Below are 20,047 nucleotides of genomic sequence, written 5' to 3' on the forward strand. Positions count from 1 at the left end.
CCCGGCGCCGCCCGCAGGGGCGGGCAGCCGCTTCCAGCGTTCCACCCACCGTCGGGACCGCGCAACGGGACGAAGCCGATCCGGCCCCGCCTCGCCGCCCGGTCACCGGTGGGTCACCCGTGCCACGACCGCCACAGCGCCGCGTACGCGCCGTCCGCCGCGACCAGCTCGTCGTGGCTGCCCAGCTCGCTGATCCGGCCGTTCTCCACGACGGCGATGACGTCCGCGTCATGGGCGGTGTGCAGCCGGTGGGCGATGGCGACGACCGTACGGCCGTCCAGGACCCGGGCCAGGGACCGTTCCAGATGACGGGCCGCGCGAGGGTCGAGGAGCGAGGTCGCCTCGTCCAGGACCAGAGTGTGCGGGTCGGCCAGGACCAGCCGGGCCAGCGCGATCTGCTGGGCCTGTGCCGGGGTGAGCGCGAACCCGCCCGAGCCGACCTCGGTGTCCATGCCCTCGTCCAGCGCCCGGGCCCAGCCGTCCGCGTCGACCGCGCCCAGCGCCGCCCACAGCTCCGCGTCCCCGGCGTCGGTGCGGGCGAGGAGCAGGTTGTCGCGCAGGGAGCCGACGAAGACGTGGTGCTCCTGGTTGACCAGCGCCACGTGCGAGCGGACGTCCTCGGCGGGCATCCTCGACAGCTCGGCACCGCCCAGGGTGATCCGGCCGGTCCGGGGCGCGTAGATCCCGGCGAGCAGCCTGCCCAGCGTGGACTTGCCCGCGCCCGAGGGGCCCACCAGGGCCAGCCGGGTGCCGGGCGCGACCTCCAGGGACACCTGGCGCAGCACGTCCACGCCCTCCCGGTAGCCGAAGTGCACCCGGTCCGCGTGCACGTCCCGCCCGTCCGGGGCCAGCGAGGGGTCCCCGGCGTCCGGCTCGATGTCCCGGACGCCGACCAGCCGGGCCAGCGACACCTGGGCGACCTGCAACTCGTCGTACCAGCGCAGGACGATCCCGACCGGGTCGACGAGCATCTGGGCGAGCAGCGCGCTCGTGGTCAGCTGGCCCACGTCGATCCAGCCCTGGAGCACGAAGACCCCGCCGACCATCAGCACCGAGCACAGCACCGTCACATGGGTGGCGTTGATGACCGGGAAGAGCACGCACCGCAGCCACAGCGTGTAGCGCTCCCAGGCCGTCCACTCCCTGACCCGTCGGTCCGACAGCTCGATCCGGCGGTCGCCCAGGCGATGGGCCTCGATGGTCCGGCCGGCGTCCACCGTCTCCGCGAGCACGGCGGCGACGGCGGCGTACCCGGCGGCCTCCGAGCGGTAGGCGGAGGGTGCGCGCCGGAAGTACCACCGGCAGCCGACCACCAGCAGCGGCACCGCGAGGAGCACGGCCGGCGCCAGCGGCGGCGCCGTGACGACGAGGCCGGCGAGCAGCAGCGCCGCCCACACCACGCCGATGGCGAGCTGCGGCACGGCCTCGCGCATGGCGTTGGCGAGCCGGTCGATGTCGGTCGTGATGCGGGAGAGCAGGTCGCCTGTGCCGGCCCGCTCCAGGACGCCCGGGGGCAGGCCGACCGACCGCACGAGGAAGTCCTCGCGCAGGTCGGCCAGCATCCGCTCGCCGAGGATCGCGCCGCGCAGCCGCACCTGCCGTACGAACACGGCCTGTACGACCAGCGCGGCGGCGAACAGGCCGACGGTGAGCTCCAGATGGAGGTCGCGGGCGTTGTCCGAGACCCGTTCGACGAGGTCGCCCAGCAGGTACGGGCCGACCATGGAGGCCACCACGGAGACCGTGTTGACGGCGACCAACAGCAGGAAGGCACGGCGGTGCCTGCGGAACAGTTCGGCCACGTAGGCGCGTACGGTCGCGGGGGCACCGACCGGCAGCGTGCTCGCCGTGGTCGGGGCCGCCGGATCGTACGCCGGTGGCGCCACGCCGATCATGCCGTCTCTCCGATTTCCTTGAGTTCTTCCAGTTCGTTCAGCTCGTCGAGTTCGTGCAGCGTGTCGCCGACGGCCGCCTCGTCCTCGGTCTCCCGGGTCACCACGGCCCGGTACCGCGGCTCCTTGCGCACCAGTTCGCGGTGCACACCGACCGCGGCGACCTCGCCCTCGTGGACCAGGACGACCCGGTCCGCGTGGTCCAGGAGCAGCGGTGAGGAGGTGAACACGACGGTCGTGCGGCCGGTCCGCAACTCCCGTACGCCGTCCGCGATCCGGGCCTCGGTGTGCGAGTCGACGGCCGAGGTCGGTTCGTCGAGGACGAGCACCTCGGGGTCCGTGATCAGCGACCGCGCCAGCGCCAGTCGTTGGCGCTGTCCGCCCGACAGCGACCGTCCGCGCTCGGTGATCCGCGCGTCCATCGGGTCCTCGGCGTCCAGGGACCCCTGCACGAGTGCCTCCAGCACGTCCCCGCACTGGGCGGCGGCCAGCGCCTCGGCGGCGGTCACCGCACCCGACGCGGGCACGTCGAGCAGCTCGCGCAGGGAACCGGAGAGCAGCACCGGGTCCTTGTCCTGGACGAGGACGGCCGTGCGGGTGCTGGAGAGCGGCAGCTCGTCGAGCGGCACGCCGCCGAGGAGCGCCGACGTGCCCTCCTCGGACGGGTGTCCGCCGAGGCGCTCCGCGAGCAGTCCCGCCGCGTCCGGATCGCCGCACACCACGGCCGTCAGACACCCGGCGGGGGCCAGCAGCCCGGTCGACGGGTCGTACAGATCCCCGCTGGGCAGGGCCGCCTCCCGTGAGCCCGCCGTGTCCGTGGCGCGCTCCAGGGACAGCACCCGCGCGGCCCGTTTCGCGGAGGGCCGCGAGAAGGAGTACGCCATGGCGATCTCCTCGAAGTGCCGCAGCGGGTACGACATCAGCATGATCGCGCTGTACACGGTGACCAGCTCGCCGACGGTGATCCGGCCCTGCTCGGCCAGGTGCACACCGTGCCAGACGACCGCGATCATCAGCAGACCCGGCAGCAGCACCTGGATCGCCGAGATCAGTGCCCACATACGGGCGCTGCGCACGGCCGCGTGCCGCACCTCCTGCGAGGCCCGACGGTAGCGGTCGAGGAAGAGTTCCTCGCCGCCGATGCCGCGCAGCACCCGCAGTCCCGCGACGGTGTCGGAGGCCAGTTCGGTCGCGCGGCCGGCCTTCTCGCGCTGGAAGTCCGCCCGACGCGTCGCCCGGGGCAGCAGCGGCAGCACGGCGAGGGCGAGGACCGGGACACCCACGGCGACGACGATGCCGAGCGCCGGCTGGTAGACGTACAGGCCGACGCAGACCAGGACGACGGTCAGTGCGGCGGCGGTGAAGCGGGAGAGGGCCTCCACGAACCAGCCGATCTTCTCCACGTCACCCGTGGAGACCGCGACGATCTCACCGGCCGCGACCCGCCGTGTCAGCGCCGAGCCCAGTTGGGCGGTCTTGCGGACCAGCAGTTGCTGGACGCGGGCGGCGGCCGTGATCCAGTTGGTGACCGCGGCCCGGTGCAGCATGCTGTCGCCGAGGGCGATGGCGACACCGCACAGCACCATCAGGCCGCCCGCGAGGGCCAGCCGACCGCCCGAGCGGTCGACGACGGCCTGCACGGCGAACCCGACGCCGAACGGCAGCCCGGAGACGGCCACGAAGTGCACCAGCCCCCAGGCCATTGCGGTGCACTGTCCGCCGAGCTGGTTGCGGAAGAGCCACCACAGGAATCTGGAGCCCGAGCGTGCGTCCGGCACGCCTGGGTCGGGGTACGGAAGGTCTTTGATCTTCATGACGTCCCAGTGGCTCGCATCTCGCAGGAGGGGGGATGGGGGTATGGGGGGAGCCCGAAGGCCGACAACGGGCCGTGAAAGGTTCGCGTCACAGCGTGGCCGGAGGCAAACGGTTTTCCGTCGAGAGGCGGGGATTCGGACCGATTGGCCTTTGTTCGCCTCATTGCCGCGAGGGGCCGACTCCCCGTAGAACACCGGCCATGAGAAGCCGGATCATCATGTCCATGCTCGCCGGAGCGACCCTCCTGGCGAGCACCCTCCTCGGGGCGAGCCCCGCCCAGTCCGCTCAGCCTGTCGACGTACCGGCCGAGTTCGGCACCGACTGGCACGACCCGGTCACCGCCGCCCCGCCCGTCACCAGACCGACCGGCGTCCCGTCCTGCGAAGTCACCGTCGCCGAGGCCCGGTTCAAGGACTTCACGCCCTACACGGGCACGTACGCACCCCCGAGCGGCTGCGGCGCGAGCTGGAGCAAGGTCGTGCTGCGGATGGACGGCACGGTCAAGGGCCGTCAGTACGACCGCCTCGGTTACCTCCACATCGGCGGCGTCGAAGTTCTCCGTACCTCCACCCCGCAGCCCTCGCCCGACGGCATCGCCTGGTCCGTCGAGAAGGACATCACGCGCTACAGCGACACCCTGAGCGCCGCCCAGCCCGTCGAGATGCTCATCGGAAACGTTGTCAACGACACCTACACCGGCATCCTCGACGTCAAGGTCACCCTGACGTTCTACACGGGCAAGCCCGCCGCGAAGAACACCCCCGACCGCGTCCTCACCCTTCAGGGCGGCACCCTCACCACCCCGCGGAACAGCGAACGCATTGTCGCCGAGGTGTACGCGACCGGGTCCGGCGGCGGCTGCGAGGAGTACTGGTACCTCACCGTCCCCGACGCCGCCCCCTACTCCTGCAAGGCCACGGACGGTCCGTACCGTGAGGTGCAGATCAAGATCGACGGCCGACTGGCCGGAATCGCCGCCCCGTTCCCGACGGTATGGACCGGCGGCTGGTCGAACCCCTTTCTCTGGTACGTGATTCCGGGACCGCGCGCCTTCGACATCAAGCCGATCGAATACGATCTCACCCCCTTCGCCGGACTCCTCAACGACGGCCGCCCGCACGACGTGGAGGTCTCCGTCGTCGGTGTCCCCGAAGGCCAGTCGGGCTGGAGCACCCCCGTCAACGTCCTCGTCTGGCAGGACGCGAAGCGCGCGCATGTCACCGGCGGGCTCACCGTCCACCGCGAAGGCGACCTCACCAATTCCTCGACCTATACGCCCGGTTCGGCCGACGAGCAGCACCGCCTCGACACCGAGGGCGGTCACCGGCTGACCGTCTCCGGGTACGTCGACACCTCGCACGGCCGGGTCGCCACCACCGTCAACCGTGCACTCGCCAACACCTCCGTGCACCGCTGGACCGACGGCGAGAACACCGACGGACTCACCGCCACCTGGACCGACGCCGAGAACATCACCGTCGACGGGCGCGGACCGGCCCGGACGACCCGTACGGGGCGGACGTACACGATGGACGGCACGACCACGCTCGGCGCGGGCGACCGGCTGCGGACCGTGCTGACACTCGGCGACCGGGAGACCGTCACCGAGACGTCCGGGAACCGGCGTACCGCGTGGTCGTGGCTCGACGACGCCTACGCGGGCGACGCGACGTATGCGGCGAACGTCCCGCGCGACCAGCGGCACGCCGTCGGGACGACGAGCGAGCGCTACCGGCTGTACGGCTCGGCCGGATGTCATGACCGTTCGCTGCTGACCGTGCAGGGGGTGCTCACCGAGGACCGCGACGGCTGCTGAGGGCGCTGTGCGCGCACTGTGGGGGCGGTCGATGATTTACGCGGCTGAAATACGCAGGTTGCAGCCGGGATCCACGACTCCTCGATAGTGATCCGCGCGGAAGAGCTTTTCCGCATCCCAGAATCCCCCTGGAGGAGTGCTCGTGCCGCAGACCGTACCGTCCCTGCCGCGACGCGTCGCACGCATACTGCGTACCTCACTGTTCGCGCAGGTTGCCTGCGCGCTCGTGCTCGGAATCGTCGTCGGAAAGCTGTGGCCCGACGTGGCCACGGATCTTCAGCCGCTCGGCGACGGTTTCACCCGGCTCATCAAGACGATCATCTCGCCGCTCGTGTTCTGTGTGGTCGTCGTCGGTATCGCCAAGGCCGGTGACCTGAAGGCGTTCGGCCGGATCGGGCTCAAGGCCCTGATCTGGTTCGAGGTGGCGAGCACGCTCGCCCTGATCATCGGGCTGCTCGCCGCCAACATCGTCCAGCCCGGCTCGGGCATGAACGTCGACCCGTCCACGCTCGACACCTCGGCGGTCGACGCGAAGACGGGCGGCGGCTCGCTGCCCTCGACGACCGAGTTCATCGTCAACGCGATTCCCACCAGTTTCATCGGCGCCTTCGCCGAGAACTCGCTGCTCCAGGTGCTGATCCTGGCCTGCCTGGTGGGCGCCGCGCTGCTGCACCTCGGTCACACCAAGGTGCCGAAGGTCCTGCCCGCCATCGAGCAGGCCCAGGAGATCATCTTCGCGGTCGTCGGCTTCATCATGCGGCTCGCCCCGATCGCGGTGTTCGGCGCGATGGCCGTCCTGATCGGCCAGTATGGACTCGGTGTGATCGAGACGTACGCCAAGCTGATCATCCTCTGCTACGCGGCTGCCGCGCTCTTCATCGGGCTGCTCGCCGTCGCCCTCAAGATGGTCACCGGGCTCAGCCTCTGGAAGTTCCTGCGCTACATCCGTGAGGAGATGCTCCTCGCGCTGGGCACCGCGTCCACCGAGTCCGTCATGCCGCGCGTGATGCTGAAGCTGCGCAAGGCCGGTGCCCGCGACGACGCCGTGGGTCTGGTGCTGCCCACGGGGTACTCCTTCAACCTCGACGGCGCCTCGCTCTACCTGTCCATCGGCACCCTGTTCATCGCGCAGGCCGTGGGTGTGGACCTCAGTCTCGGTCAGCAGATCACCGTGATCCTGGTGCTCATGCTCACCAGCAAGGGCATGGCCGGCATCCCCGGTTCGGCCTTCCTCGCCCTGTCCGCGACCGCTTCCTCGCTCGGGGCGATCCCGGCCGGCGCCGTCGCCCTGCTGCTCGGCGTCGACCGCATCATGGACTCGATGCGCGTCGTCACGAACCTGCTCGGCAACTGCGTCGCCGTCTTCGCGGTCTCCCGCTGGGAGGGCGCGCTGGACCTGGACCGCGCCAAGAAGGTGCTCGACCGGGAGATCGTGATCTCGGAAGAAGGCGATGAGGAGGGAACTGCGGTGGCGGAGGTCCCCCTCCAGAAGGGCGACGTCAAGGAGCCCGCGAGCTGACCTGAGGCAACCGAACGGGCCGTGGGTCCCCCTCCAACCAGTACGGGAGGCGGACCCACGGCCCGTTGTCGTGTACGTCAGCAGCGCCGATCGGGCGGCGTTCCGGCGCCGTCCGTCAACGTGTCCAGCAGTACGCCGAGCACCGCGCGCTCCTTGTCCGTCAGCGGCGCGAGGATCTCCTCCGCCGCAGCCCGGCGCGCACCGCGCAGCTCGCTCAGCGCCTTGCGCCCCTCGTCCGTGAGTTCGATCCGGATCACCCGGCGATTGTCGGGATCGGGCACCCGGCGCACCTTGCCGCTCGCCTCCAGCGCGTCCACCAGCGTCGTCACGGCCCGGGGCACCACCTCCAGGCGCTCCGCCAGATCGGCCATCCGGGGCGGGGAACCGTGGTGCTGAAGGTGGTGCGAGAGGTTGCGCAGCAGCCGGGACTGGGCCGGGGTGATACCGACTCCGCGCTGCTCCAGCTGGTGTTTGTGGATGCGGTGCAGACGGCGGGTCAGGCTCAGAAGCTGGTCGGCGAGCGGACCGTCGGCGTCGGGGGAACTCATACGGGAACAATAACAGGACCCAGTTCATTGTGTACATAGGTAACAATGAGCTATGCTCCGTGAGTCGTCGTCACCATGTCTTCCGAAGGAGCCCATGAAACCCGACCGTCAACCTGCCTGGAACCCGTCCGCCGATGCGGCGGACCAGCCGCACCAGGTCCGCCGCATCCTGAAACTCTTCCGCCCCTACCGAGGTCGGCTCGCAGTCGTCGGCCTGCTCGTCGGCGCGGCCTCCCTCGTCTCCGTCGCGACCCCCTTCCTCCTGAAGGAGACCCTCGACGTAGCGATCCCCGAGGGGCGCACCGGTCTGCTCAGTCTGCTCGCCCTCGGCATGATCGTCAGCGCCGTCCTCGGCGGCATCTTCGGCGTGCTGCAGACCCTGATCTCCACGACCGTCGGCCAGCGCGTCATGCACGACCTGCGCACCGCCGTCTACGGCCGCCTCCAGAGCATGTCGCTCGCCTTCTTCACCCGCACCCGCACGGGCGAGGTCCAGTCCCGCATCGCCAATGACATCGGCGGCATGCAGGCCACCGTCACCTCCACCGCGACCTCCCTGGTCTCCAACTTCACCAGCGTCGTCGCCACGATCGTCGCGATGGTCGCCCTCGACTGGCGACTGACCGTCGTCTCGCTGCTCCTGCTGCCGGTGTTCGTCTGGATCAGCCGCCGCGTCGGCAACGAACGCAAGCGGATCACCACCCAGCGCCAGAAACAGATGGCCGTGATGGCCGCCACCGTCACCGAGTCCCTGTCGGTCAGCGGCATCCTGCTCGGCCGCACGATGGGCCGCGCCGACTCGCTCACCCGGTCCTTCGCCGAGGAGTCCGAGAGCCTGGTCGACCTCGAAGTGCGCTCCAGCATGGCCGGCCGCTGGCGGATGGCCGTCATCGGCATCGTCATGTCCGCCATGCCCGCCGTCATCTACTGGACCGCGGGACTCGCCCTCCAGTTCGGCGGCCCGTCCGTCTCGATCGGCACGCTCGTCGCCTTCGTCTCGCTCCAGCAGGGCCTGTTCCGCCCGGCCGTGAGCCTGCTCAGCACCGGCGTCCAGATCCAGGCCTCGCTCGCGCTCTTCCAGCGCATCTTCGAGTACCTCGACCTGCCCATAGACATCACCGAACCGGAGAACCCGGTCCACCTCGACACGGTCAAGGGCGAAGTGCGGCTGGAGGGCGTCGAGTTCCGCTACGACGACAAGAGCCGCCCCATCCTCGACGGCATCGACATCACCGTCCCGGCGGGCGGCAGCCTGGCCGTCGTCGGCCCGACCGGCGCCGGGAAGTCCACGCTGGGCCATCTCGTGCCCCGGCTGTACGACGTGACGGGCGGCCGGGTCACCATCGACGGCGTCGACGTCCGCGACCTCGACTTCGACACGCTCGCCCGCGCGGTCGGCGTCGTCTCCCAGGAGACGTACCTCTTCCATGCCACGGTCGCCGACAACCTGCGCTTCGCCAAACCCGACGCCACCGACGAGGAACTGCACACGGCGGCCCGCGCGGCCCAGATCCACGACCACATCTCCGGCCTGCCCGACGGCTACGACACCGTCGTCGGTGAGCGCGGCCACCGCTTCTCCGGCGGCGAGAAACAGCGCCTCGCCATCGCCCGCACGATCCTGCGCGACCCGCCCGTCCTCATCCTGGACGAGGCGACCAGCGCCCTGGACACCCGCACCGAACACGCCGTTCAGGAGGCCATCGACGCCCTGTCGGCCAACCGCACCACGCTCACCATCGCGCACCGGCTGTCCACCATCCGGGGCGCCGACCAGATCGTGGTCCTGGACGCCGGGCACGCGGTCGAACGGGGTACGCACGAGGAACTGCTGCGCCAGGACGGGCGGTATGCGGCCCTCGTACGCAGAGACGCCCAGCTGGAGCCGGCCGGGTGACATGTGACGTCGTACAAGATGAAGATATGCCGGGTTTGTAATGCTTTGCGGGTTACCGTGCCCGCATGCAGATGAACACTCCGTCACGGAGCACGATTCGCCTGACGCGCCGTGGCCGGGCCGTCCTCATCGCGACCGGGGCCGTCGTCGCGGCCACCGCCGTGGCGGTGCCGCTGCTGAGCGTCGACAGCGAAGGGGACACCCGGCCGACCTCCCTCCTCATCCCGGAGGGCTGGCGCTCGATCCAGGTGTACGAGGCGGTCGACAAGGCCCTCGCCCTGCCGGCCGGAAGCACCAAGAAGTCGATCGCCAAGGCCCGGCTGAAACTCCCCAACGACGCCGAGGGCAACCCCGAGGGCTATCTCTTCCCGGCGACCTATCCGCTGAAGGAGAAGGCCACCCCGGAGTCCCTGCTGTCGTTCATGGTCGACACCGCGAACCGGAAGTTCGGCGGCGCGCCGGTCACCGCCGGGGCGCAGCGCAACGCCATGAACGTCTACCAGGCCGTCACCATCGCGAGCATCGTCCAGGCCGAGGCAGCCACCAAGCAGGACATGGGGAAGGTGGCCCGGGTCGTCTTCAACCGGCTCGAGCGCGGGATGCCGCTCCAGATGGACTCCACGATCAACTACGCGCTGAACAGGTCCACGCTCAGGACGACGGCCGCCGACACCCGGCTGAACAGCCCGTACAACTCCTACCAGCGCATGGGCCTCCCGCCCACGCCGATCGCCAACCCCGGCGAGGAGGCGATGCGCGCCGCCATCAACCCGACCCAGGGCGACTGGCTGTACTTCGTCACCGTCAAGCCCGGCGACACCCGCTTCACGGCCGACTACGCCGAACACCGGCGCAACGTCGCCGAGTTCAACCAGAACCAGAAGAACCGGCAGCCCGCGAAGTGACCTGACGGGTCGAGGGACCGATGGATCCCGTACGGGACGTCAGACAGCGGCCGGCTCCTGGTCGAGCAGCCGCCTGATGTCCCGTACGGCCGCCCGCCCGGCCCGGTTGGCGCCGATCGTGCTCGCCGAGGGGCCGTAACCGACCAGATGGACACGCGGATCGGCGACCGCCCGTGTCCCCTCGACGCGGATACCGCCGCCGGGCTCGCGCAGTCGCAGCGGCGCCAAGTGGTCGATCGCGGCGCGGAACCCGGTCGCCCAGAGGATCACGTCCGCGTCGACCCGCTGCCCGTCGGCCCACTCGACCCCGTCCGGGGTGATCCGGTCGAACATGGGCCGCCGGTCGAGGACACCGTCGGCGAGCGCCTGCCGGATCGCGTCGTTCAGCGGCAGTCCGGTGACCGACACGACACTCTTCGGCGGCAGCCCCTGCCGTACCCGCTCCTCGACGAGCGCGACGGCCTCCCGCCCGAACTCCTCGGTGAACGGGCCCTCGCGGAAGACCGGCGGACGCCGGGTCACCCACGTGGTCCCGGCCGCGTACGGTGCGATCTCCATCAGGTGCTGGGTGCCGGACGCACCGCCGCCGACCACGATCACCCGCAACCCCGCGAACTCCTCGGGCCCGGGGTACTGCGCGGTGTGCAACTGCCGCCCCCGGAAGGTCTCCTGACCCGGATAGCGCGGCCAGAACGGCCGGTCCCAGGTGCCGGTGGCATTGATCAGCGCCCGCGTTGACCAGACGCCGTCCGAGGTCTCGACGAGCAGCCGTCCGTCCCCGTCGCCCTCACGCACGGCCCGTACGTCCACCGGCCGGCGCACCTTCAGATCGAAGGCGCGTTCGTACGCGTCGAAGTACTCGCCGATGACCTCGGAGGAGGGCCGAGCCGGATCGGCGTCCGTCAGCTCCATGCCGGGCAGCGCGTTGATCGCGTGCACCTTGCCGTACGTGAGCGACGGCCACCGGAACTGCCAGGCGCCGCCGGGCTGCGGGGCATGGTCGAGCACGACGAAGTCGCGTTCCGGCACGAAGCCGCTGCGTCGCAGGTGATAGGCGCTGGACAGACCCGCCTGGCCAGCGCCTATGACGACGACATCGACTTCCCGCACCTCGGCACGCACCCCGGAATCGTTCACGCTTCTACTAACCGGGGGAGGGGCGAGGATCTTCCCGGCCGGACGGGAACACTCAGCGGCCGCTCGCCACCAGGATCGGCGAACCCCCGGCCGCCCCCGGTGTATGCTCCAGCAGCCCGCGGGCCGCCAGCTCCGGAATGACGCCCTCGCCGAACCAGTACGCCTCCTCCAGATGCGGATACCCGGAGAGCACGAAGTGCTCGACGCCCAGCGCGTGGTACTCCTCGATCCTCCCCCACTGCCCTGAACGGGCGTGGGAGGTGCCCCCACGCGACCTCGCCATGGCTGCCGACGAGCGCGGTGCCCGCACCGCCCCGGACGAGACCGACACCCGCCCACAGGTTCGGATAGATCTCCAGCTTGTCGCGCGAACCGCCGTGCAGGGCGACCATCCGTTGCTGCCCGACCGACTCACTACGACCGAGCGCGGCCTGCGCCGCCGCGATCGTCTCCGCGTCGAGGTCGTCGAGCAGCCGGTACGCGGTCGACCAGGCCTCGGCCGACGAGTCCCGCGAGATGGTGTGCAGCCGGACCCCGAACCGGACCGTCCGCCCCTCGCGCTCGGCCAGCGACCGGATCCAGTCGATCTTCTCCTTCACCTGCGCGGGCGGCTCGCCCCAGGTCAGATACACATCGGCGTGCCGCGCCGCGACCGGCCCCGCGGCGGCCGAGGACCCGCCGAAGAAGAGCGGCGGCACCGGGTCCGGCGGCAGCGCCGTCAGCCCGTCCTCGATCTGGTAGTGCTCACCGTCGAAGTCGTACGGCCGACCGGCCCACGCCTGGCGTACGACGGACAGGAACTCGTCGGTGCGCGCGTACCGCCGGTCGTGGTCGAGGTGGTCGCCGAAGCGCCGCTGCTCGGAGGAGTCGCCGCCGGTGACCACGTTGAGCAGCAACCGCCCGCGCGTGACGCGCTGATAGGTCGCCGCCATCTGCGCGGCGAGCGCCGGTGAGATCACGCCGGGCCGGAACGCCACCAGGAATTTCAGCCGTTCGGTGTGCTGGGCGAGTGCCACCGTCGTCAGCCAGGCGTCCTCGCACCAGGTGCCGGTCGGCGTCAGCACGGCCTCGAAGCCCAACTGCTCGGCGGCCTTGGCTATTTGGGCGAGGTACTCGATGTCGGGCGGCCGGACGCCCTTGACGGGACGGTTCGCGCCACCGGTGTTGGGGGCGTACGCGTGCCGGTCGACGAGGGTGCGGCCGTCGCCGCCCGTGGGCAGGAACCAGTGGAGATGGACGGTCATCGCGCGCTCACGACTCCTTGCTGGGGCGGGGCGTGGTGGTGGACGGGGGCAGGTCGTCGTTGAAGCGCCGGTCCACGTACTTCGCGAAGTCGACCTTGTTCGGGATGAGCTTGAGGCTGGTGAAGGTGTCCGCGATCTCCTGCTCGGAGGCGACGAGCGCGTCGTCGATCGCCACCGGGATCCGGGTCGCGTTGGTCCGGTTCACCGACGCGAGCGCCACCTCGTACGGCAGCCCGGTGTCCTTGGCCCACACCTTGGCCCACGCCTCGGGGTGCTCGTAGACCCAGTCCTGGGCGCGCCGCAGCCGCTCCACGAAGTCCTTGATGGCGGCCGTCTTCTTGGCGTCCTTGAGCGCGGAGGGCGCCGCCACCTGGAAGTTGAGCCCGTTGACCACACCCTCGCCGTCCGCCAGGACGCGCCCCTGCCCGGCCTTGAGCACCTGCGAGGTGTACGGGTCCCACACCGCCCAGGCGTCGACGCTGCCGCTGGTGTACGCGGCCAACGCGTCGGCCGGCTGGAGGTACTTGACCTTGATGTCGTTCAGGGTGAGCCCGGCCTGCTTGAGGGAGGCGATCAGCTGGTAGTGCGCGGACGAACCCTGCGCCACGGCAACGGACTTGCCCTTGAGGTCGGTGGCCTTCTTGAGCTTGGAGTCCTTGGGGACAAGGATCGCCTCGCCCTGGGATCCGCCGCGCAGGGCCCCCACCACCGTGATCTTGGAACCGGCGCCGGCCGCGAAGACCGGCGGGGTGTTGCCGACGCTGCCGATGTCGACGGCCTTGGCGTTGACGGCTTCGAGGAGGGGTGGGCCGGAGGTGAAGGTGGACCACTTGACCTTGTAGTCCAGGTTCTTGAGTTCTCCGGCGGCCCGAAGCACGGCCTCGGCGCCACCTTTCTGGTCACCGACGTTGAGCGTGAGGGACCCCTTGCCGTCGGTACCGCTGCCGGAACCGATCGAGGAGTCGGCGGCCGAGTTCCCGCCGCAGGCGGAGGCGAGCAGGGCGAGGGGGAGGAGCAGGGCGGCGGGGACGAGGCGTCGTCGCATGGTCGTTCGTTCCGATCGTGTGTGTGCAACCGTGGGGGAGGGGAGCGGGGTTGATGGGGCTCAGGCGGCTTCGGCGGCGGTGTCGACGCCCAGGCGTTCCAGGAGCCGGCCGCGCAGTTCGGCGAAGCGCGGGTCGGTGATGTCGCGCGGACGGTCCAGGTCGACCGTCGTCTCGTACGCGATGACGCCCTCGTCCATCACGAGGACCCGGTCGGCGAGCAGCACCGCCTCCTCAACGTCGTGCGTCACCAACAGGACGGCGCAGCCCCGGCGTTGCCAGAGTTCACCGACCAGCCGCTGGGCCTTGATCCGGGTGAGCGCGTCCAGTGCGCCGAACGGCTCGTCGAGCAGCAGGAGATCGGGCTCGCGCACCAACGCCCGTGCCAGCGAGGCGCGTTGGGCCTCACCGCCGGAGAGGGTCTTGGGCCAGGCGTCCGAACGGTGGCTGAGGCCCACCTCGGTGAGCGCCCGCTCGGCGACCTCGCGTCCGGGCTTGCCGGGCAGCCCGAGCAGGACGTTGCGCCACACCTTCTTCCACGGCATCAGCCGGGGCGCCTGGAAGGCGACGGCCTTGCGGCGCGGTACGAGGACGGTGCCCGCGATGTCGCGGTCGAGCCCGGCGAGGATGCGCAGCAGCGTGGACTTGCCGCAGCCGCTGCGGCCGAGCAGGGCCACGAACTCGCCCGGCCGGACGTCGAGTTGAAGGTTGTCGATGACGGCACGGCCGTCGAAGGCGCGGGTCAGCCCCTCGACCCGTACGGCCGGTGAGGTCACCGTCCGGTGAACGTCGGTCGCCATTGCAGCAGCAGCCTTTCGAGGGTACGGACGACGAAGTCGGCCAGCAGGCCGAGGAACGCGTAGACGATGAGGCAGACCACGATCACGTCGGTCCGCAGGAAGTCCCGCGCCTGCACCATGAGGAAGCCGATACCGGCGTCCGCGTTGATCTGCTCGGCGAAGACCAGCGCCAGCCAGGCGATGCCGAGCGAGTAGCGCAGCCCGGTCATCGCCCCGGGCAGCGCGCCCGGCAGCACGACATGCCGGACGAGTCCCCACCGGGACAGCCCGAGCGACTCACCGGCCTCGATCAACTGGGAGTCCACGCCCCGGATTCCGGCGTAGACGTTGAGATAGAGCGGGAAGGTCACGCCGAGGGTGATGATCGCGACCTTCGGGGCCTCGCCGATGCCGAACCAGATGATGAACAGCGGGATCAGACCGACGAACGGCACCGTCCGCAGCATCTGCACCGGCGCGTCCACGAGATCCTCGCCGACCCTGAACAGACCGGAGACCAGGGCGAGTCCGGTGCCGATGACGGTCCCGAAGAGCAGCCCGAGCGCGACGCGCTGTAGCGAGGTGGCCATCGCGTCGCCCAGTGAACCGTCGGCGATCAGGTCACTGCCGACGTCTGCGATCCGCCCGGGCGAGGCGAGGATGTCGGCGGTCAGTACGCCCGTACTGCTGAGGACTTGCCAGAGCGCGAGGAGCAGCAGGGGGCCCGAGGTACGGCGCAGCCAGCGGGGGACACGGGCGCGGCGCGTGGAGCTGGGGACGATGGGTTCGAGGTCGGGGGCGGTGCGTTGGACGGCACCGGCGGCGGCATCGGACGCACCAGAGCTTGATTTAACCGATATGTCGGGCTCGGGGGAGCCGGGTGGGGCATGGCTGATGCTCATGAGTGCTCCACGAGGAGGAGAGCGACCGGGGTGGGGGTGTGCCTCGGCGCCGCCGCGTCCAGGACGGATCAGGGCAGATCGCGGACGTGCGGGTTGGACGGTGCCCAGGCGGGCGAAGGTGGAAAGAAAAAAGGCGTCAGCAGCCGCGACGACACGCGGCGGAGGCCACCCGCAGCAGGTCGATGTGACCGCGCGTGGTGAGCATGGCTGAACGCAACATGCCGCTGAAAGTAGCCAGGTGACGTGACCACGGTCAATGGTGTCTCGCGGAGTGGACCACCCGTATCAAGGGGCGGGAGAAGGCATGGGGGCCGGGTCGGGCACGGCTCCCTGCGCCGCGCGATGATGGAGGCATGTCCGATGCCTTCACCACGCGCGTCCTGAACATCGCCTCCGGTACCGAGGAGACGGTCGTCGACCTCACCCACGACTGCGAGACCTTCCTGAGAGAGGCGGCGGCCGGCCGGGACGGCCTCCTCAACATCTTCGTCCCGCACGCCACGGCCGGAATCGCCGTCATCGAGACGGGCGCGGGCAGCGACGGCGACCTCCTCGCGGCGCTGCACACCCTGCTCCCCGCGGACGACCGCTGGCAGCACCGCCATGGCACTCCCGGCCACGGCCGCGACCACGTACTCCCGGCCCTCGTACCGCCGCACGCGACGCTGCCGGTGGTGGGCGGGCGGCTGGAGCTGGGGACTTGGCAGTCGGTGTGCCTGGTCGACACGAACAGGGACAATCCACAGCGAAAGGTGCGGTTGACGTTCCTCGCGGCCTAGAGGTCCAGCTCCAGCACCGCCGACGCGGAGCGGCTCACGCAGATCATCATCGTGGTGGCGGTGGCGCGTTCGGACGGGTCGATCACCGTGTCGCGGTGGTCCGGAACGCCGGACGTGACCGGTGTCTCGCAGCTGCCGCAGTAGCCCTCCTCGCACGAGTACGGCACGGCCGGCAGCAGCTCCCGGACGACGTCCAGTACGGAACGGTCGGCGGGCACGGTCGTACGCAGTCCGGAGCGGCGCAGCACGACCTCGAACTCCGCCTCCGCGCTCATGACTTGCGTGCCTTCCTCGCCCGGGGCGAAGCGTTCTGTGTATGCCGTGGGGCACAGGGACATTACCGTGTCGAGCATCGGTGTCGGCCCGCAGGCGTAGACCGCGTGACCGGGCGGAGCGGCGGCGATCTCGGCGGCCAGGTCCGGCAGACCCGCCTCGTCCTGAGGTACGAGGAGCACGCGGTCCCCGCCCAACTCCACGAGGTCGTCGGCGTATGCCAGGCGGGAGCGGTCGCGGGCACCCAGGATCAGGCGCCAGGGGAGGCCGTGTGCGGTCAGTTTGCGGGCCATCGGGAGCAGTGGGGTGATGCCGATGCCGCCGGCCAGCAGGAGGTAGCCCTTGGCGGGGAGCAGGGGGAAGCGGTTGACCGGGCCTGTCACCTCCAACTCCCGCCCCACCAGCGCGGTTTCGTGAATCTCGCGTGAGCCGCCGCGCCCGTCGGGCACCCGGTGTACGGCGATCGTCCACGCATCGGTGTCTGCGGGGTCCCCGCAGAGGGAGTACGGGCGTCGCAGTCCTGAGGGCAGGGTGAGTTCGATGTGGGCACCCGGCTCCCACGGGGGCAGTGTGCCGCCGTCGGGCCGGGTCAGCCGGAGTTCCACCACGTCGTGGGCTATCCAGCGGGCCTGCCGGACCAGCAGAGGGCCCATGGACGGTGAGGCTTCAGAAGACACGGAAGTACTCCCGTTGTTCCCAGTCGGTGACCTCCTGCTCGAAGCGGGCGATCTCCGCGCGCTTGATACCGGCGTAGTAGGACACGAAGTCCTTGCCGAGCCGGGCCGCCAGGCCCTCGTCCGCCTCCAGCGCGGTCAGTGCCTCGCCGAGCGAGCGTGGCAGTGGCTCGGCGTGGGTGGCGTACGGCACGTCCGCCGCCGGGCCGGGGTCCGAGCCGTTCGCCACTCCGTCCAGTCCGGCGGCGAGTTGGGAGGCGAGGTAGAGGTAGGGGTTGGCCGCCGGTTCGCCGATTCGGTTCTCCAGTCGGGTCGATGACGGTCCGTCACCCAGGACTCGCACCATCGCGCCTCGGTTGTCGCGCCCCCACACCGCACGGTCGGGGGCCAGGGACAGGGACCGGAAGCGCTTGAAACCGTTGAGAGTTGGCGTGGAGAACGCGCTCGTGGCTCGTGCGTGGCGCAGTAGGCCGCCGAGGAAGGCGGTGCCGTACGGCGACAGGGGTGGCCGGACTCCGTCACCTTCTGCTGCGTCCGGCGCGAAGATACCCACCCCGTCCCGCAGCACGCTCTGGTGCAGATGCCAGCCGCTGGAGAACACTCCGGGCAGGTGGGGGCGGCACATGAAGGTGGCGTGGTGGCCGTGGCGGGCGGCGACCTGTTTGACGGCGCCGCGCAGCAGCACCATCGCGTCGGCCGTGCCTAGCCCGTCAGCGGGTTGCAGGGTCAACTCGACCTGGCTCGGCCCGAATTCGACCTCCAGGCTGCGCAGCGGCAGCCCCAGCCCCTCGATGTTCGCGCGCAGGACGTCGAGGATCGGGTCCAGCTCGTCGTACCGCAGCTCGCTGAGGTACTGGTAGCCATGGTTGAGCATGCCGACCTCGGGAGCGGCACCCGGCTGACCCAGATCGCCTGAACCCAGGCGTGGATCGGTTAGCCGGAAGAGGTGGAACTCCACCTCCAGGCCGGTGCGGTAGGTCAGGCCGTCCGTCTGTTCCAGGACCGAGCGCAGCAGGCCGCGCGTGCACAACGGCACCGGTGTTCCCGTGGTGAAGCGCAGGTCGCAGAGCAGCCAGCCCGTGCCCGGCGACCAGGGCAGCATCCGGAAGGTGAGTGGGTCGGGGACCATCACCATGTCGGCGGCGCCCCGCAGTTCGGGCAGCCCGAGCGGCGTCTCCTTGGTGAAGAGAGGGAAGACGGTCCGGCCCGAGGTGTCCTTGGCGAGCAGTGACGAGGCTATGCCGGTGCCGTCGCGCAGCACGTTCGGCAACTCCCCTACGGTTACGGTCTTGCCGCGCAGCAGGCCGTGCTGGTCGGCGAAGACCAGGCGTACGACCTTCATGCCGCCGCTCTCGGCGCGCTCGCGTATCTCCCCGGCCGCCGTGGTCTGTTCGGGGCTCCACAAGCCGTGGCGCTCGATGAATCCCACGTCGCTCAGCCGTCCGTTCCGACGGGCTGTGCCCAGCTGCTGTCGGCGCGTTGTTTGGCGGTGGCGGCTGCCCAGTGCTCCTGCCAGCCCTCCGTGGGGCCGATGCCGTCGAGCGTGACCGGGCCCTGGATCCGTGCGGCCTCCTCGGGCGGCAGTATCAGCGGCGGGTTCTCGCCGCGCTCCACGGCGGAGACGGCTTCGCCCAGCATCCGTCGGTACATCACGATCGCCTTGTCCGAGCGGCCCAGATGCTCGCGCGTACGGTCCTGGACGGCACCCTGGCCCTCCACCGCCCACTGGTCGTGCACGTTGATGTCGGTGCCGAGACCGGTGTACGTCGTCGTGCGCTGTTCCTCGGGGTCGTAGCCGTAGTTGTTCGTACGGCCGAAGCGCGGGCGGTAGTCGGGCAGGGTGACCGCGCCTACCCGTTGTCGACGCATCTCCGCCCCGTCCACCGGGGCGCCGACGCTGGTGAACAGGGCGTACCAGTAGGAGGAGTTGTCGTCGATCGGTACGTGCCACTGGGTGATGGCGGTCTCCGCGTCGAGCGGGATGTGGAAGGCGTGCGGGAACACCTGGTGGGTGACGCGGACATGGGTGCGGCTGCCGTCCATCGCGTTGCCCTGGGTGTCGGTGCCGTCCAGGGTGCGCAGGGCGGTGATACGGATGCCGTACGGGGTGCGCACGGCGTCGATGTCGGGACGGCCGTACTCGCGCAGGATCTTCGTCATCGGCAGGTCGGTGCCCCGGGAGGCGGCCCGGAACTGTCTGCCGTAGCTGTCCTCGGGGTCCTCGTCCTGGAAGAAGCGGTGGAGGTAGGAGGCGTGGGCGGGGTCGATGCCGACCTCCAGGGCCTGGAGCCAGTTGCACTCCAGCAGGCCCTTCCAGGCGAAGGCGTGGTCGGCGGGTGCCTGGAAGCAGTCCAGGGCGGGGAGTTCGGGCGGCTCGCCGGGGCCGAGGTAGCCCCAGACGATCCCGTTGATCTCGCGTACCGGGTAACTGCCCAGGCGCACACGGGACTTGAGGGGGCTGCCGAGCGGCTCGGCGGGGGTGTCCAGGCAGGTGCCGTCACGGCCGAACAGCCAGCCGTGGAAGCAGCAGCGCAGGCCGCCGTCCTCCAGTCGGCCGAGCGCCAGGTCGGCGCCGCGGTGCGGGCAGCCGCGGTCGACCAGGCCGAGTTCGCCGGCGTCGTCCCGGAACAGGACGAGGTCCTGGCCCATCACCTTGGGCGCCACCAGGGGCCGTACGCCGTCGAGTTCCTCGCTCAGGGCGATGGGCTGCCAGTAGCGGCGCATCCACTCGCCGGCCGGGGTGCCCGGGCCGGTTCGGGTGAGCCGTTGGTTCTCTTCCTCGCGCATCAGATGCCTTTCCGGGGTTTCGCGGAGGGTGGGGGCT

16 protein-coding genes and 1 pseudogene are annotated in these 20,047 nt (G+C 70.5%); 5 read left to right on the forward strand and 12 right to left on the reverse strand.

Annotated elements, in window-relative coordinates:
- Window positions 1-113: 113 nt before the first annotated feature.
- Window positions 114-1,895, reverse strand: coding sequence for an ABC transporter ATP-binding protein (locus tag OG787_RS43740; RefSeq protein ID WP_405539012.1), 1,782 nt, complete (start codon window positions 1,893-1,895; stop codon window positions 114-116).
- Complete coding sequence (locus OG787_RS43745) at window positions 1,892-3,706, reverse strand: ABC transporter transmembrane domain-containing protein (RefSeq protein WP_405539013.1); 1,815 nt, start codon at window positions 3,704-3,706, stop codon at window positions 1,892-1,894. Before OG787_RS43745 ends, OG787_RS43740 begins: the two co-directional genes overlap by 4 nt.
- A 200-nt stretch (window positions 3,707-3,906) precedes the next feature.
- On the opposite strand from OG787_RS43745, the gene OG787_RS43750 reads away from it, so the two are divergent.
- On the forward strand, window positions 3,907-5,523 hold the full coding sequence (locus OG787_RS43750) for a peptide-N4-asparagine amidase (RefSeq protein ID WP_405539014.1): 1,617 nt from the start codon (window positions 3,907-3,909) through the stop codon (window positions 5,521-5,523).
- 142 nt (window positions 5,524-5,665) lie between these two features.
- A complete protein-coding gene (locus tag OG787_RS43755; RefSeq protein ID WP_405539015.1) occupies window positions 5,666-7,042 on the forward strand; it encodes a cation:dicarboxylate symporter family transporter in 1,377 nt (458 codons plus the stop codon).
- Window positions 7,043-7,119: 77 nt separating this feature from the next.
- Here the strand turns inward: OG787_RS43755 and OG787_RS43760 are convergent, their stop codons facing one another.
- A complete protein-coding gene (locus OG787_RS43760; RefSeq protein WP_369030030.1) occupies window positions 7,120-7,590 on the reverse strand; it encodes a MarR family winged helix-turn-helix transcriptional regulator in 471 nt (156 codons plus the stop codon).
- Window positions 7,591-7,684: 94 nt separating this feature from the next.
- On the opposite strand from OG787_RS43760, the gene OG787_RS43765 reads away from it, so the two are divergent.
- Together OG787_RS43765 and mltG are read left to right on the forward strand one after the other, a co-directional pair.
- Window positions 7,685-9,487, forward strand: coding sequence for an ABC transporter ATP-binding protein (locus OG787_RS43765; protein ID WP_369030029.1), 1,803 nt, complete (start codon window positions 7,685-7,687; stop codon window positions 9,485-9,487).
- Between the two features lie 65 nt (window positions 9,488-9,552).
- On the forward strand, window positions 9,553-10,392 hold the full coding sequence (gene mltG / locus OG787_RS43770) for an endolytic transglycosylase MltG (protein ID WP_369030028.1): 840 nt from the start codon (window positions 9,553-9,555) through the stop codon (window positions 10,390-10,392).
- A gap of 39 nt (window positions 10,393-10,431) precedes the next feature.
- Here the strand turns inward: mltG and OG787_RS43775 are convergent, their stop codons facing one another.
- The 6 genes and pseudogenes from OG787_RS43775 to OG787_RS43800 form a co-directional block, all read right to left on the reverse strand.
- Window positions 10,432-11,529, reverse strand: coding sequence for an NAD(P)-binding domain-containing protein (locus tag OG787_RS43775; RefSeq protein ID WP_369030027.1), 1,098 nt, complete (start codon window positions 11,527-11,529; stop codon window positions 10,432-10,434).
- A 52-nt stretch (window positions 11,530-11,581) separates the two neighbouring features.
- A pseudogene (locus tag OG787_RS43780) lies at window positions 11,582-12,773 on the reverse strand (LLM class flavin-dependent oxidoreductase).
- A 7-nt stretch (window positions 12,774-12,780) separates the two neighbouring features.
- The gene (locus OG787_RS43785; RefSeq protein ID WP_405539017.1) at window positions 12,781-13,818 is read right to left on the reverse strand and encodes an ABC transporter substrate-binding protein; all 1,038 of its coding nucleotides are present in this window, start codon (window positions 13,816-13,818) and stop codon (window positions 12,781-12,783) included.
- A gap of 60 nt (window positions 13,819-13,878) precedes the next feature.
- Window positions 13,879-14,616 carry an ABC transporter ATP-binding protein gene (locus tag OG787_RS43790; RefSeq protein WP_405539018.1) on the reverse strand — a complete coding sequence of 246 codons (738 nt, stop codon included), beginning with the start codon at window positions 14,614-14,616 and terminating at the stop codon, window positions 13,879-13,881.
- Window positions 14,589-15,497 carry an ABC transporter permease gene (locus OG787_RS43795; RefSeq protein ID WP_405539019.1) on the reverse strand — a complete coding sequence of 303 codons (909 nt, stop codon included), beginning with the start codon at window positions 15,495-15,497 and terminating at the stop codon, window positions 14,589-14,591. The genes OG787_RS43790 and OG787_RS43795 overlap by 28 nt, the downstream gene beginning before the upstream one ends.
- A 136-nt stretch (window positions 15,498-15,633) precedes the next feature.
- Entirely contained in the window at window positions 15,634-15,717 is an 84-nt protein-coding gene (locus tag OG787_RS43800) for a putative leader peptide (protein ID WP_351276907.1), read from the reverse strand.
- Between the two features lie 133 nt (window positions 15,718-15,850).
- On the opposite strand from OG787_RS43800, the gene OG787_RS43805 reads away from it, so the two are divergent.
- Entirely contained in the window at window positions 15,851-16,276 is a 426-nt protein-coding gene (locus OG787_RS43805) for a YjbQ family protein (RefSeq protein ID WP_405539021.1), read from the forward strand.
- On the opposite strand, the gene OG787_RS43810 is transcribed toward OG787_RS43805, so the two are convergent.
- From OG787_RS43810 to OG787_RS43820, 3 genes are read right to left on the reverse strand one after another with little or no spacing between them, the layout of a single operon-like run.
- On the reverse strand, window positions 16,273-17,226 hold the full coding sequence (locus OG787_RS43810) for a 2Fe-2S iron-sulfur cluster-binding protein (RefSeq protein WP_369030022.1): 954 nt from the start codon (window positions 17,224-17,226) through the stop codon (window positions 16,273-16,275). The two genes, OG787_RS43805 and OG787_RS43810, sit on opposite strands and share 4 nt — an antisense overlap.
- Window positions 17,216-18,652 carry a glutamine synthetase family protein gene (locus OG787_RS43815; protein ID WP_369030021.1) on the reverse strand — a complete coding sequence of 479 codons (1,437 nt, stop codon included), beginning with the start codon at window positions 18,650-18,652 and terminating at the stop codon, window positions 17,216-17,218. Before OG787_RS43815 ends, OG787_RS43810 begins: the two co-directional genes overlap by 11 nt.
- A gap of 5 nt (window positions 18,653-18,657) precedes the next feature.
- Entirely contained in the window at window positions 18,658-20,010 is a 1,353-nt protein-coding gene (locus tag OG787_RS43820) for a Rieske 2Fe-2S domain-containing protein (RefSeq protein ID WP_369030020.1), read from the reverse strand.
- Between the last annotated feature and the right edge of the window lie 37 nt (window positions 20,011-20,047).

This window comes from Streptomyces sp. NBC_00075 (assembly GCF_045041225.1).
GTDB lineage: Bacteria > Actinomycetota > Actinomycetes > Streptomycetales > Streptomycetaceae > Streptomyces > Streptomyces adonidis.

What these genes read in the sequence shown, in the direction of transcription:
- OG787_RS43740 (WP_405539012.1), bottom strand. Translation starts at nt 1,895, where the DNA reads ATGATCGGCGTGGCGCCACCGGCGTACGATCCGGCGGCCCCGACCACG.
- OG787_RS43745 (WP_405539013.1), bottom strand. Translation starts at nt 3,706, where the DNA reads ATGAAGATCAAAGACCTTCCGTACCCCGACCCAGGCGTGCCGGACGCA.
- OG787_RS43750 (WP_405539014.1), top strand. Translation starts at nt 3,907, where the DNA reads ATGAGAAGCCGGATCATCATGTCCATGCTCGCCGGAGCGACCCTCCTG.
- OG787_RS43760 (WP_369030030.1), bottom strand. Translation starts at nt 7,590, where the DNA reads ATGAGTTCCCCCGACGCCGACGGTCCGCTCGCCGACCAGCTTCTGAGC.
- OG787_RS43765 (WP_369030029.1), top strand. Translation starts at nt 7,685, where the DNA reads ATGAAACCCGACCGTCAACCTGCCTGGAACCCGTCCGCCGATGCGGCG.
- mltG (WP_369030028.1), top strand. Translation starts at nt 9,553, where the DNA reads ATGCAGATGAACACTCCGTCACGGAGCACGATTCGCCTGACGCGCCGT.
- OG787_RS43785 (WP_405539017.1), bottom strand. Translation starts at nt 13,818, where the DNA reads ATGCGACGACGCCTCGTCCCCGCCGCCCTGCTCCTCCCCCTCGCCCTG.
- OG787_RS43790 (WP_405539018.1), bottom strand. Translation starts at nt 14,616, where the DNA reads ATGGCGACCGACGTTCACCGGACGGTGACCTCACCGGCCGTACGGGTC.
- OG787_RS43795 (WP_405539019.1), bottom strand. Translation starts at nt 15,497, where the DNA reads ATGAGCATCAGCCATGCCCCACCCGGCTCCCCCGAGCCCGACATATCG.
- OG787_RS43800 (WP_351276907.1), bottom strand. Translation starts at nt 15,717, where the DNA reads ATGTTGCGTTCAGCCATGCTCACCACGCGCGGTCACATCGACCTGCTG.
- OG787_RS43805 (WP_405539021.1), top strand. Translation starts at nt 15,851, where the DNA reads ATGTCCGATGCCTTCACCACGCGCGTCCTGAACATCGCCTCCGGTACC.
- OG787_RS43820 (WP_369030020.1), bottom strand. Translation starts at nt 20,010, where the DNA reads ATGCGCGAGGAAGAGAACCAACGGCTCACCCGAACCGGCCCGGGCACC.